The organism is Lactobacillus sp. ESL0246 (assembly GCF_003692965.1).
Taxonomy (GTDB): Bacteria; Bacillota; Bacilli; order Lactobacillales; family Lactobacillaceae; genus Lactobacillus.
The window spans coordinates 1-13,886 of the sequence record NZ_REHC01000007.1 but is presented as its reverse complement, the minus strand read 5'-3'; the positions used below and the strand labels follow the sequence as shown (position 1 = coordinate 13,886).

Sequence of the window (13,886 nt, the reverse complement as noted above, 5' to 3'; positions counted from 1 at the left end):
AAATTATTCCTTCTAATTTTAACAATCCATTTTCAATAATAATATGATTTTATTTATATAATATTATCAATCAAAAGCGGTTATATGTCAAAATATAATTTGATTATTATTTAATAATTTTTGAATAATTTTAATTATATATGAATAGTTATATTAGCTACAAGTAATAGTTCAGCTTCTAGGGCTATCAAGTTGAATACTTACAGGTATACCATCGCTTGTTGTATCAACAACAAATGAACCATTGGAATAACGGTCACTTAAAGGAAAGTCATTCGAACTCAACTTAATTATTCTCTTACTGCTTGTTGTGATTTTTAAGTTATGGTTTTGACCATAAGCAACTATAGCAGCAATTCTATGTGAATTCTTCTTAAGCTCACGCAAAGTTAAAACTCCTCTTTTAGCACGTGATACTTTGCCAATTAAGTTAACTTTAAGCTGTTTAAAAGCTCCACGTTGAGTAATGATTCCAACACACAGTAAATCAATATATTTTAGATTAAACAAAACATACGAAACAACGTAATCTTCATCTTTAAGATTGACTGATTTGACACCACTGGCCTTTGCACCCAGTTCAGGAATTTCACTAATATCATATCTGACCGCATAAGCTCTCTGCGTGAATAAAACTATCTCATCTTTAGTGTTCGGCTTAATAAGGTCAACCCTAACAACAAAACTGCTAGTTTTTTTCATCTTCATTGCTGTCATTGCACGTGAACGATATGTCCTCGTTGGCTTTAAGTTTGAAAGTTTTACTTGCTTTATATACCCATCATTACTTGCTAAAAGGAAATTAACGTTTTCATCAAGATGATTTAGTGTAAAAACGCGAATAATTCTCTCTTCACTATTTAATCCGATTTCTTGAGATAAATGTTGTCCTGTCTCCTTCCATTTTGCTTCAACTAATTCATTTACAGGCCGAAAAATGACGTTCCCACGATTAGTAAAAAGATATAAATTATCAAGTGTTGATACTGTCTTTTCGTAAACTACCTGATCACCATCTGGTAATCCATTGTCCGTATCATCACTTGATTGCCATGAGCGTAATGAAGACCTCTTCAAGTAGCCATCCCTACTAATTAAGATCCTAACCTGTTCATCGGCTACTAATGCTTTCTCATCAATTTTAATTTGTGCAGTTTCTGTAGAAATTTCTGTTCGTCGCGGATTATCAAAATCTTTTTTAACTTTGGTGAGTTCTTTAACGATTTCTTTTTCCAAAATTTTATTATCAGATAAAAGATCTCGATATTGCGCTATTTTTGTGCTTAAATCGTTTTTTTCTGCTACCAGAGCATCTACATCAGTATTAGTTAAACGATATAATTGTAATGAAACAATTGCTTCAGCTTGTCTTGGAGTAAAAGCAAATTCTCTAGATAAGTTTTTCTTTGCTTCAGACTTATTTCTAGAAGCACGAATGGTTTTAATTACTTGATCTAGAATATCCATAGCATGAATAAGACCCTGAATAATTTCTAATCTAGTTTCAGCTTTATTTAGGTCAAATTTGGTTCTTTTAGTAACAATATCTTTTTCATGCTCTAAGTAAGATGAAAGGATATGCTTCAAACCTACTTGTACTGGCGTCATGTTATCAATTGCAACCATGTTGAAGTTATACGAAACTTGTAATTCCGTATTTTTAAATAAGTAGTTTAGAATGTTTTTCGAATCAGCACCCTTTTTCAATTCAATCACAATTGATAAACCATGACGGTCCGTTTCATCACGAACTTCAGCAATACCATCAATTTCCTTATTTAAGCGAATTTCATCCATCTTCTTGACTAATAACGCTTTGTTGACAGCAAATGGAATCTCCGTAATTATGATTTCTTCACGATGTCCACGAATTTCTTGAATTACAGACTTGGCACGCACTTGAATACGACCTCGTCCAGTTCTGTAAGCTTCACGAAGACCATTTTGCCCCATAACTATTGCCCCAGTAGGGAAATCAGGACCTTTTACAAACTGCATTAGATTATCTAAGTCGGCATCGGGATGTTTTAGTAAATAAATCGTAGCATCAATGACTTCGCCTAAATTATGTGGCGGAATTTCTGTTGCATAACCAGAAGAAATTCCAGTTGAACCATTAACTAGTAGATTAGGAAATCTGACTGGTAAAACAGTTGGCTCATATTCAGTATCATCGAAATTAAGCACCATATTAACTGTTTCCTTGTCAATATCCTGCAAAAGCATATTAGAAATTTTACTTAACCGCGATTCTGTGTAACGCATGGCAGCCGGTCCATCCCCATCCATTGAACCATTATTACCATGCATTTCTACTAGCGTTTCACGCATTTTCCAATTTTGGGAGAGATGAACAAGAGCACCATATATAGAACTATCACCATGTGGATGGAAATTACCCATGATGTTACCAACAGCCTTTGCTGCCTTTTTAAACGGTTTATCATATGTATTGTTATCCCGATACATTGCATAAAGAATTCTTCTCTGAACTGGTTTTAAGCCATCACGAATGTCTGGTAAAGCACGTTCTTGAATAATATATTTTGAATATCGTCCAAAACGTTCACCCATGACTTGCTCAAGCGGCATTTCACGAATTCGTTCTTTTGTAGCCATTAATTAAAACCCTCTTTACTCATTTTCTTCTTCTAAAATTGAAGCATTCTCACCCATTCGAAACTTAACGTTTTCTTCAATCCATTTACGTCTAGCATCGACTTTGTCACCCATTAAAGTTGTAACACGATGCTCAGCTAAAGCAGCATCATCAATTTTAACGCGAATTAGCATTCTGGATTCTGGATTCATTGTGGTCTGCCATAACTGTTCAGCATTCATTTCTCCTAAACCTTTAAAACGCTGGAGTGTATAACCTCGCCCCATTTTGTTTTCATCAATAGTTAACTCCTCGTCAGTCCAAGAGTATTTAACCTGAGACTTTTTACCATGTCCTTTTTGTAGACGATATAATGGTGGTAAAGCAATATAAACTTTGCCATGCTCAATCATTGGTCGCATATAACGATAAAAGAAAGTTAATAGCAAAATTTGAATATGCGCACCATCATCATCGGCATCGGTCATAATGATGACTTTATCATAATTAGAATCATCCACTTTAAACTCGGCACCGACACCAGCACCAATAGTATAAATCATAGTATTGATTTCTTCGTTTTTGAAAATATCTTGTAGCTTTGCTTTTTGTGTATTTAATACTTTACCACGCAACGGCAAGATAGCTTGAAAGCGGCGATCGCGTCCTTGCTTGGCTGATCCACCAGCTGAATCACCTTCTACTAAAAATAATTCGTTTTTCTTGGGATTTCGTGACTGTGCCGGCGTTAATTTTCCAGATAAGACTTCTTTTTTTCGGCGCTTTTTTCCATTGCGGCTCTCATTCCGAGCCTTTTTAGCAGCTTCACGTGCATCCCTTGCGCGTTGAGCTTTCTTAACTAGTTCCTGTGCTAATTCACCATTCTCCAATAAGTAATATGACATTTTTTCATAAACGATTGCATCTACTACTGATCTTGCTTGAGGTGTTCCTAATTTTCCTTTAGTTTGACCTTCAAATTCTAACAGTTCCTCTGGAATTTTAACTGAAAGCACTGCGCTTAAACCTTCACGATAATCAGAACCATCAATATTTTTATCCTTTTTACCTAAAAGTCCTTGTTTCTTAGCATAATCATTGAAAGCACGAGTAAACCCACTTCGCGCACCAACTTCGTGTGTTCCTCCGTCTGCTGTACGGACATTATTAACAAAAGAAACAAGACTTTCAGAATAACTATCACTATACTGACCACTAAACTCAACTTCAATTTCATCTTGCTTACCATCAAAATAAAAAACATCACTTAAGGTATCTTTACCTTCGTTGAGATAAGCTACAAAAGATTCAATTCCGTTATCATATTTAAAATCATCATGATGTTCGGGAACACGCTCATCGGTTAAAACAAAACGAACACCTTTTAATAGGAAGGCCGATTCTCTAATTCGCTCCTGAATTGTTTCATATTTATACTTAGTCGTTGAGAAAATCGTTTCATCTGGTTTAAATGTAATAGTTGTTCCTGTTTTTTCTTTAGTCTTACCAATACGTTTTAATGTACCAATCGGATGACCACCATTTTCAAATTCTTCTTCATAGATAACACCATCCCGAACGACTTTCACATCCATATAACTAGATAGGGCATTAACAACCGAAGAACCAACACCATGTAGTCCCCCAGAGGTTTTGTAATTTTGCTCTGTAAACTTACCACCAGCGTGCAAAACCGTTAAAATGACTTCAATCGTCGGTTTACCAGACTTATGCATTCCTGTTGGCATTCCGCGACCAAAATCACGAACTGTTACACTATTATCTTGATGAATTGTAACATCAATTTCTTGGCCAAAACCAGCCATCGCTTCGTCAACTGAATTATCAACGATTTCATAAACTAATTGATTTAAGCCATGTATATCAGTAGACCCAATATACATTCCCGGACGTTTACGCACAGCTTCAAGTCCGTGCAGTATCTGGATAGATGAATCATCGTAAGAATTTGTTTTTTTATTTGTTTCAGCCAAATAAATTCCTCCAGTTTAAAATCATATATTTTAATTCTCACACTAACTAATCTTTGATAAAATAAGTTCTAGTAAGTAAGAGAGTAGGAAATAAATGATAAATTTTAAATTAACACTGGTTTTTATTCTAGCATACTTGATAGGATCCTTCCCCACTGGGATGGTGATTGGTAAAATATTTTTTTCTGAAGATATTCGACAATATGGTTCAGGAAATATTGGAACGACAAACTCTTTTCGCGTTTTTGGGCCGTTTGCAGGTAGCTTTGTTTTAATCGTGGATGTTTTGAAAGGAACATTAGCAACAAGCTTACCACGTATTTTTCAAATATCGGGGCCCAAATACTTGCTCCTAATTTCTGGTGGTTTGGCTATTTTAGGACACACCTTCCCAATTTATCTTAAATTTAAGGGCGGAAAAGCCGTTGCTACCAGTGCAGGTCTTTTTTTGGGATATAATTTGAAGTTTTTTGGCATCTGCGCGTTGATTTTCTTGCCGCTTGTCTTTATTACTTCCTATGTCAGTTTGTCTAGTCTAATTGCCGTAGTATTAATTTTTATTACAACGTTTTTCTTTCATGATATTTTTCTTGAAATAATTGTCGGTTGTATTATGGTTGTCCTATTTGTCAGACACCGTAGTAATATTAGCCGCTTAGTTCATCATCAAGAAAATATCATTCCTTTCGGTTTATGGTATTGGTATAAAAAGGAGCATCATAAACTTTAATTAAGCTAGTGAATAAGTCACTGGCTTTTATATTATAACTTTCAGAACGTTTGTTCGCAAGATGGACCAAAAGCCAACTTTCTTTTATAAATTAAGGGCTTAACATCAAGTGATATTAAGCCCTTAAAATTTAAAATATTAGATGTTTTTACGCTTACTGATCTTAATCTTGATCATGAAAAGCCATACTAAATCCAGCAGTAAACGTTTCTCCATCTTCAAGATGATTCATGCCATATTTTTCTTCAAGTTTACCGTTAAAATCAAGTCGATCGGCAACTCCCCACCATGGCTCAATACATACATAATCACCAAAATTTGGATATTGTGACCAAACTCCTACAAAAGGTGCATCTCTTAGCCAAACATTTATATGATAATCACTAGTTTCGGTTCTAAGAGAAATGCGATTGTCGTGTCCCTTTAATTGAAAAACTAATGCATCGTTTTTAAACAAATGGTCACTAAGAGTTATCAAACTATTAGTCGAAGCAAGTGAACGATTATCCCAGTCAAGTAATCCATCACTTATAGGTATTTGAATTCTTGCAAGTGAAGGTCTAGTGCTAAAATAAAAATCTTCTTTAGAAACCAGATCACTCGTCGGTATATTGAAACCAGGATGACCACCTATGCCAAAAATCATCTGTCCATTGGATTTATTGATTACACTAAAATTTTCCTCAAGTAAATTATTAAGCAGATTATAATTTACTCGCAACTCAAAGCTAAAAGGATAAATTTTTCTAGTTTCATTTGTATCTGTTAGTAAAAAAGTAATACTCTCACTAGTTTGATGCTCAACAGCAAATTCCATATCACGGGCAAAACCGTGTTGTCCCATATGATAAGTCTTCCCTTGGTAAGTATATTGATCATTTTTTAATTTACCTACAAATGGAAATAAAATTGGTGCATGCCGACGCCAGACTTTGGGATCGGCTTGCCAAATATATTCGAATCCACTATGTTGACTTTTAATACTCTGAACTTCAGCCCCCATACTAGATATAATAACCTGTAGGATACTGTTTTTAATAGTGTAATCCATGCTTATTCATCGCCTCTATTAAAGAATAAACTTAGTTAAGTCCTTATTAGTTATTATATCACTAAGTTTTTCATTAACGTATGCTTCTGTGATTGTTATTTCACCCATTTCCATATCTGGGCCTTCATATAAAACATCCTCAAGCAATTTTTCAAGAATTGTTGCTAATCTTCTAGCACCAATATTATCAGTACCTTGATTTACATCGTACGCAATCTTTGCAATTTGCTCCACTGCTTCTTGAGTAAAAACCAACTTTATACCATCAGCCTTCATTAAGGCAACATACTGCTCTAAAAGAGAATCTGCGGGATCTTTCAAAATTTTAACAAAATCTTCCTTAGTCAATGGATTAAGTTCAACTCTAATTGGAAAGCGACCTTGTAACTCAGGAATCAAATCGCTTGGTTTAGCTTCAGAAAAAGCACCCGCTGCGATAAACAAAATGTGATCTGTTTCAATCGGACCATACTTTGTTTGCACAGTTGAACCTTCAACAATTGGTAAAATATCTCTTTGGACTCCTTCACGCGAAACTTCACCTGATGCTTTCTTATTACCAGCAGCAATTTTATCAATTTCATCTATAAAAATAATGCCATTGTTTGCCGTTCGTTCAATCGCCTTTTGATAAATCGAATCATAATCAACCATTTTGTGTGATTGCTCCTGTATTAGAATTTCGCGTGCATCTCTAACAGGTAACGTTCTTTTAACTTGCTTTTTAGGAGCCAACCCATTTAACATGGAACTAACGTCGAACCCAACTTGTCCCATCATATCGCTCATCGGATTAACTTTAGGAGTTTGTTGCACATTAATTGTAACGTCTCGATCCTCTAACAGCCCTTTACTTAATTGTTCCGAAACAGACAAGCGTTCATTACGAATCTCATCTGTAACTTCTTCTTCAGAACTATTGCTGGGGTAATCGGAGTCAACTGAGGTCATCATATTTTGCCATTGCTGCAATATGTTTTGTTGTTTCTTATGTTTAATACCTGGTACAAGTAATCTTACTAATACCTTGTTAGCTTCTCTAGTTGCCTGGTCCCTAACTCGTTCAAACTGATCTTTTTCCTCCATTCTAACGGCTTCATTTACTAAATCACGAACCATTGATTCAACATCACGACCGACATATCCAACTTCAGTAAATTTAGTAGCTTCAACTTTTATAAATGGTGCTTGAACAATTGCAGCTAACCTTCTTGCAATTTCCGTTTTTCCAACACCAGTGGGACCTGCCATCAATAAATTTTTAGGAGTAATATCTTCTTGCATTTTATGTGAAAGCTGCATTCTTCGATATCGATTATACAGTGCAACAGCCACTGCTTTCTTGGCTTCATCCTGTCCTATAATATATTTATTTAATAAATTCACAATTTGCTTGGGAGTTTTAGGTTCCATCAAAATTCCACCTACTTTTATAATTCATCCGTATTAATTTGATTATCCGTAAAAATATCAATTCCAGAAGCGATTTCAACCGCCTCATGTGCTATTTGGCTAGCAGTCATCCCTGATGAATGTTTAATCATGGCAATTGCTGCTGCTTGAGCAAAATTACCGCCAGAACCAATTGCTACAACGTTCTCATCAGGTTCAAGGACTTCACCATTTCCTGAAATAAGTAGTAAATCTTGATCATTAAATGCAATAATCATTGCTTCTAATTTTTGTAGTGTTGCGTCTTTACGCCAATCTTGGGCCATTTCTACGGCTGCCCGTTTTAGGTCCCCTCCAAAGGCTTCTAGTTTATTTTCTAGCATTTCTTGTAAACTAACTGCATCTGCAACTCCACCAGCAAATCCAATGACTACACGATCATGATAAATGCGTCTAATTTTCTTAGCAGTTGCTTTTGCAATCACTTTTTCTCCTAATGTTACTTGTCCATCACCAGCAATAGCAGTTTTGCCATTATATTTTACAGAACATATTGTTGTCATTTTTTTGCCTCATCTTTCTCATTATTTCGTGGAAAATATTTTTGATAATTATTTTGTAAATGCTTCATCGTAACATGCGTATAAATTTGAGTTGTCGATAAATTTACATGTCCAAGAAGTTCTTGGACGCTACGCAAATCCGCCCCATTATTAAGCATTGCCGTTGCAAAAGAATGTCGCAATTCATGAGGATGAACTTTGCCGCTAATTCCAGCTCCATTAAAAACTCTTTGCATAATGTACTCAATACCGCGTGAAGTCAAGTTCTTTCCTTGTTTATTTAGAAAAACATAATTATGATCATCCTGATTTGCTAGCAACTTTTTTCGGGATTCATTTAAATATCCTGTCAATGCTACTTTGGTTTCATCATCAAAAGCCACATAACGATCGGTATTTCCTTTGCCATGTACTAAAATGATTTTTAAATTTAAATCGATTTGATCAGTTTTTAATCCTCTCACTTCACTAACACGCATTCCGGTTGTATAAAACAGTTCAAACATAGCAAGATTACGCCTTGTTAGTGGATCACTACCCTTAAGTGACGCAAATACTTGCTTAATTTCAGGAGCATAAAAGAATTGCGGCAACTTATGATTTTTTGTACGCAAAACTGTTGTTTGAGTTGGATTATAATTAACTAATTTTCTTTTAGTCAAAAAACGATAAAAAGATCTTAAACTAGACATTTTGCGAGCTTGAGTTGTCCGAGCTGATTTTTTTTGCGCAAGATTTTGTAAAAAAATCTCAACGTCTCGTCGATCAACATCTTGCCAACCTTTAAAGCCACCATTATCTTGCCAAAACCGTTTTGCTTCAAGTAAATCAGTTCTATACGACTTTAAGGTCATCTTGCTATAATGGCGTTCATTTCGCAAATATGCCATAAAACTTTGTAAAAGATCATCTTCATTGTTTACCATTTTATTTTAACACTGTCTGTTTAAATTCTGTTAGCGTTGTGAGACTACGTTCGCTTATTTTCTGATGCCGTTCACGCTTATTCCTAATTTTCTTACCCTCAAGTCCAGGAATTAATACAAAACTAGCATTCATTGGTTGAAAGTGTTTGACACTTGCTGTCGTAACATATCTTGCCATTGACCCTAATGCTGTTAATTTAGGAAAGGTTACGGTTTCTTTACCAATTGCTTTTCTTGCCGCATTAATTCCAGCAACCAAGCCACTTCCAGCACTTTCAACATAACCTTCAACACCTGTCATTTGTCCAGCAAAAAATAAACCTGGCTGTTTTTTTGATTCATAACTAGCAGTCAAAACTTCTGGTGAGACCATGTAAGTGTTGCGATGCATTTTACCATAGCGGACAAAGCGTGCATTCTTCAAACCTGGAATCATTGAAAAAACTCGCTTTTGCTCACCATATTTAAGGTGTGTTTGAAAGCCAACAATGTTATACATTGAAGCAGCGGCATTATCTTGTCTTAATTGAACAACTGCATATGGAAGTTGCCCGGTATGTGGATTTTCAAGACCAACAGGTTTAAGTGGACCAAAGAGCATCGTTTTTTCACCTCGCCCAGCCATTACTTCAATAGGCATACATCCTTCAAAGACATCACTTTTTTCAAAACTATGCATTTCGGCTGTTTCCGCCTTTACTAATTCATGTGCAAAATTTTCATATTCTTCTTGAGTCATCGGACAGTTTAAATAAGCAGCTTCCCCTTTATCATAACGTGACTTTTTATAAACGATATCCAAATCAATTGAATCTGCAGCGATAATTGGTGCTGCAGCATCAAAAAAATGTAGACTTTGCGTACCAGAAAACTTTTGAATTTGCGTTGCAAGAATATCACTAGTAAGTGGGCCAGTTGCAATAATTGTTAAGCCAGTTTTTGGTATCTGTTTTACTTCTTCATCATGAAAAGTTACATTTGGCAAAGCCATCAATTTTTTTGTCACATAAGAACTAAATTCTTTGCGGTCAACTGCTAAGGCACCACCTGCGGGAACATGTGCTGCATCAGCAGCTGTCATAATAAGCGAATCCAATTGACGCATTTCTTCTTTTAACAAGCCAACTGCATTTGTTAACTGATTAGATCGCATTGAATTAGTGCATACTAATTCAGCTAATTGGCCAGTTTTATGAGCTGGCGTCAATTTTTTAGGACGCATCTCATATAAATCTACTTTAATACCACGTTGGGCTAATTGCCATGCAGCTTCGCTACCAGCTAGACCGCCTCCAACAACATTTACACTTTGAAGCATACTAAATATCCTTTACTAAAACAATGTCTTCTATATCGAAGAATATCATCAAATTAATAAAATTTGATGATATTAACATAAAGTTAACTTAAATTTTATTCGGTTATGGTGTCTTCTTTGTAATCACCATTTGGACAAAGAACGCCTAGTCCCTTTTTACTACGCTTTTCGACTAAAAAATGGCCGTCATTAGGACAATTGCGATTAAGTGGCTTATCCCATGAAACAAAATCACATTCAGGATATCTTGAACAACCATAAAACTTACGGTTTCGTTTTGATTTCTTTTCCACTACATCCCCTTTGCCACATTTAGGGCAAATCACACCAACTTTCTTAACAATTGGCTTAGTGTTACGGCAATTGGGGAAACGAGAACATGCATTAAATTTACCATATCGTCCCATCTTAATTACCATTGGAGCTCCACAAATGTCACAATTAAAGCCTGCTGGTTCATCTTTAATTTGGATTTTTTCAATCCCAGCATCTGCCTTATCCAATTCCTTTTTAAATGGGTGATAATACTCATCAATTACTCTAACCCAATTCTTCTTTCCTTCCTCAATACTATCAAGATCAGTTTCTAATTGAGCAGTAAAATCAATATTAACAATATCGGGGAAAAACTTTTCAATTAAATCATCAACAATTTCACCTAATTCTGTTGGAACAATTGATTTAGCTTCTAATTTGACATAGTAACGTCTTTGTAAGGTATCAATAGTAGGCGCATAAGTTGAGGGACGACCAACTCCATTTTCTTCAAGAGTATGAACCAGACTAGCTTCGGTATATCTGGCAGGTGGCAAAGTAAAATGCTGCTTATTATCAGATTTCGTCATTTTGACACTATCGCCATCATCTAGTTCAGGAAGCTCAACATTTTTCTCTTGTTGGCTATCATAAACCTTTGTGAAACCAGCAAACTTCATTTTAGAACCAGTAGTCCTAAAAATTATACCATTTTGTTCAATATCAGCTCGAACAGTGTCATAAACAGCGGGAGTCATTTCACTTGCTAGAAATCGGGACCATATCAATTTATACAAGCGGTATTGTTCCGTCGTCAGAACCGATTTAAGTGACTCTGGAGTTCGATAAACACTAGTTGGTCGAATAGCTTCGTGAGCATCTTGCGCATCTTCTTGATTTTTAAAATGTCTGGTTTCTTTAGCAGCAAATTCCTGACCATATTTTTCTGTCAAAAATTTAGAAGCCTCTGCCTGAGCAATCGGTGATGTACGTTTAGAATCAGTTCTCATATATGTAATTAAACCCACTGTACCTTGCTTACCCAGACTGATTCCCTCATATAATTGTTGAGCAATACTCATCGTTCTCCGTGTACGATAATTTAAACGCTTATTCGCTTCCTGTTGCATTGTTGATGTAGTAAATGGTGCAGCAGCTTGCCTTCGACGTTCACGTTTAACCACATTATTAACTTCAAATGACTTCTTCTTATCAATTTGAGCTAAAACATCCTGTACAGCTTCATTATTATGTAATTCACTTTTCTTACCATTAATTCCCCAAAATTGTGATTTAAACGACGATTTATTTTTTTGAAATTCCGCATCAATTGTCCAATACTCTTTGGGTTTAAAATCATTAATTTCTTTTTCACGATCAATAACAAGCTTAAGTGCAACAGATTGAACTCGACCTGCACTTAGGCCTTTTTTTACCTTACTCCACAAAATTGGAGATAGTGAATAACCAACAATTCGATCTAAAATCCTTCGAGCTTGCTGGGCATTAACAGTATCCATATCTATTGTTCGGGGATGCTTAAAACTATTTTTAACAGCATCTTTAGTTACCTCGTTAAAAGTTACGCGATTTTTAGCTGTATCATCAAGATTTAATACATGGGCCACATGCCAAGCAATAGCTTCACCTTCACGATCGGGGTCAGAGGCCAAATAGACCTCCTTTGCCTTCTTAGCTTCCGATTTCAATTCTTTAATTGTATCACCCTTACCACGAATTGAAATATATTTAGGTTGATAATTATTATCAAAATTAATTCCCATTTGCGACTTAGGTAAATCTCGAATATGCCCTTTAGAAGCAATTACGCGATAGTTGCGCCCTAAATATTTTTCTATCGTTTTAGCTTTTGCTGGTGACTCAACAATCACCAATGTTTTTTTTCTTTTTTTTGGCTTTGACTTAGTAGGCATCAAAAGCCTCCTCATTAAAATTCTATTTTTAAAATACTAAACTGAGAATAGAATATTTAACGGTCAATTGTCAAATCTTTAATTACTAAAATTGTCAAATTTTATTTGAAAATCAGTAATTGGGGTAGCTCCAGCCGCAATCAACTGGTTTGGTCCTACTGATAATTCACTATTAATTGGTCCTGGGACTGCATAAATGTCCCGATTTTCCTGTAAAGCCAAATTTGCTGTAATTAATGAACCAGATTTTCTCTTGGCTTCAGTAACAATTACACTTTGAGCTAATCCTGCTAAAATCCGATTACGCTCAGGGAAACGAAAAGGTCGTGGTGGTGTATCAGGCAAATACTCACTCAATAATAAACCTTGTTCAATAATTTGATTTTGAACATGACAATTAGATAGTGGATAAAAATGATTGAGGCCATTACCAACAACTGCAATTGTTTTACCCTTATTAGATAAAGTAGCTTTATGTGCCATAACGTCAACTCCCTTAGCTAAACCGCTGGCAATTACCCATCTATTCTTTACTAAATTAGGAACAATATTATCCAGAACAAGTTGACTGTATGAAGTAGCATTGCGTGACCCAACAATAGTTATTATTTTCTGCTTTAATAATTCTAAATCTCCCTGAGCAAATAATATTAGTGGTGGACGATAGATTTGACGAAGATTTTCTGGATATTCCTTGTCAAAAAAGCTAATAATCTGACATTGCTTTTTTATCCGCTCAACAAATTTTCCTTTTTCATGATCATTGAAAGCTTGAAAACAGGCATGCATTAATTCATCAGATAAATTCATTCTTTTAAAAGAATGAATACTTACTTCAGAATCATCTAATTGTTCTGCAATTTGTAACAGCTTTACATAGCCAATTCCTTTTTGCAATTTCAGGCGTAATAGAAAATCTTTTATTTCCATAAAAAAATCCTCCTAATTATAAATACTCAAAAAAGAAGGAATTTTTTATCTTATTATTTAAAAAAGTGGTAAATTGTAAAATGAAGTTGAACACTTGCCCTAATTAAAAAATGAAAAAAGTCCATTGGACTTCTTTGATAGAATGTAATTACCCAATCAATTCTAGAAAGAAGTTACCAATGAACTCGCTTAAT

General features: G+C 35.2%; 10 protein-coding genes. 1 reads left to right on the top strand and 9 read right to left on the bottom strand.

What is annotated here, in order from left to right; all coding sequences use genetic code 11:
• Positions 1-171: 171 nt before the first annotated feature.
• Both parC and parE read right to left on the bottom strand, forming a co-directional pair.
• Positions 172-2,619, bottom strand: coding sequence for a DNA topoisomerase IV subunit A (gene parC, locus F5ESL0246_RS03720; protein ID WP_122018187.1), 2,448 nt, complete (start codon positions 2,617-2,619; stop codon positions 172-174).
• 15 nt (positions 2,620-2,634) lie between these two features.
• Positions 2,635-4,593, bottom strand: coding sequence for a DNA topoisomerase IV subunit B (parE, locus tag F5ESL0246_RS03715; protein ID WP_122018186.1), 1,959 nt, complete (start codon positions 4,591-4,593; stop codon positions 2,635-2,637).
• Between the two features lie 94 nt (positions 4,594-4,687).
• Here parE and plsY point away from each other — a divergent pair, with 94 nt between their 5' ends.
• Entirely contained in the window at positions 4,688-5,323 is a 636-nt protein-coding gene (plsY, locus tag F5ESL0246_RS03710; RefSeq protein WP_122018185.1) for a glycerol-3-phosphate 1-O-acyltransferase PlsY, read from the top strand.
• Positions 5,324-5,486: 163 nt separating this feature from the next.
• On the opposite strand, the gene F5ESL0246_RS03705 is transcribed toward plsY, so the two are convergent.
• The 7 genes from F5ESL0246_RS03705 to dprA all read right to left on the bottom strand — a co-directional run bounded on the left by F5ESL0246_RS03705 (position 5,487) and on the right by dprA (position 13,692).
• A complete protein-coding gene (locus tag F5ESL0246_RS03705) occupies positions 5,487-6,374 on the bottom strand; it encodes an aldose 1-epimerase family protein (protein WP_122018184.1) in 888 nt (295 codons plus the stop codon).
• An 18-nt stretch (positions 6,375-6,392) separates the two neighbouring features.
• Positions 6,393-7,790 carry an ATP-dependent protease ATPase subunit HslU gene (gene hslU / locus F5ESL0246_RS03700; protein ID WP_305021741.1) on the bottom strand — a complete coding sequence of 466 codons (1,398 nt, stop codon included), beginning with the start codon at positions 7,788-7,790 and terminating at the stop codon, positions 6,393-6,395.
• A 14-nt stretch (positions 7,791-7,804) separates the two neighbouring features.
• Positions 7,805-8,329, bottom strand: coding sequence for an ATP-dependent protease subunit HslV (hslV, locus tag F5ESL0246_RS03695; protein ID WP_122018182.1), 525 nt, complete (start codon positions 8,327-8,329; stop codon positions 7,805-7,807).
• On the bottom strand, positions 8,326-9,255 hold the full coding sequence (gene xerA, locus F5ESL0246_RS03690; RefSeq protein ID WP_122018181.1) for a site-specific tyrosine recombinase/integron integrase: 930 nt from the start codon (positions 9,253-9,255) through the stop codon (positions 8,326-8,328). Before xerA ends, hslV begins: the two co-directional genes overlap by 4 nt.
• Position 9,256: 1 nt before the next feature.
• Positions 9,257-10,573 carry a methylenetetrahydrofolate--tRNA-(uracil(54)-C(5))-methyltransferase (FADH(2)-oxidizing) TrmFO gene (trmFO, locus tag F5ESL0246_RS03685; protein ID WP_122018180.1) on the bottom strand — a complete coding sequence of 439 codons (1,317 nt, stop codon included), beginning with the start codon at positions 10,571-10,573 and terminating at the stop codon, positions 9,257-9,259.
• A 95-nt stretch (positions 10,574-10,668) separates the two neighbouring features.
• Positions 10,669-12,762, bottom strand: a complete 2,094-nt coding sequence (gene topA, locus F5ESL0246_RS03680; protein ID WP_122018179.1) for a type I DNA topoisomerase — start codon at positions 12,760-12,762, stop codon at positions 10,669-10,671.
• Positions 12,763-12,840: 78 nt separating this feature from the next.
• Positions 12,841-13,692, bottom strand: coding sequence for a DNA-processing protein DprA (dprA, locus tag F5ESL0246_RS03675; RefSeq protein WP_122018178.1), 852 nt, complete (start codon positions 13,690-13,692; stop codon positions 12,841-12,843).
• Between the last annotated feature and the right edge of the window lie 194 nt (positions 13,693-13,886).

Bases quoted from the DNA above. Each gene is read 5' to 3' on its own strand.
- parC (WP_122018187.1), bottom strand. From the start codon at position 2,619: ATGGCTACAAAAGAACGAATTCGTGAAATGCCGCTTGAGCAAGTCATG.
- plsY (WP_122018185.1), top strand. From the start codon at position 4,688: ATGATAAATTTTAAATTAACACTGGTTTTTATTCTAGCATACTTGATA.
- F5ESL0246_RS03705 (WP_122018184.1), bottom strand. From the start codon at position 6,374: ATGGATTACACTATTAAAAACAGTATCCTACAGGTTATTATATCTAGT.
- hslV (WP_122018182.1), bottom strand. From the start codon at position 8,329: ATGACAACAATATGTTCTGTAAAATATAATGGCAAAACTGCTATTGCT.
- xerA (WP_122018181.1), bottom strand. From the start codon at position 9,255: ATGGTAAACAATGAAGATGATCTTTTACAAAGTTTTATGGCATATTTG.
- trmFO (WP_122018180.1), bottom strand. From the start codon at position 10,573: ATGCTTCAAAGTGTAAATGTTGTTGGAGGCGGTCTAGCTGGTAGCGAA.
- topA (WP_122018179.1), bottom strand. From the start codon at position 12,762: ATGCCTACTAAGTCAAAGCCAAAAAAAAGAAAAAAAACATTGGTGATT.
- dprA (WP_122018178.1), bottom strand. From the start codon at position 13,692: ATGGAAATAAAAGATTTTCTATTACGCCTGAAATTGCAAAAAGGAATT.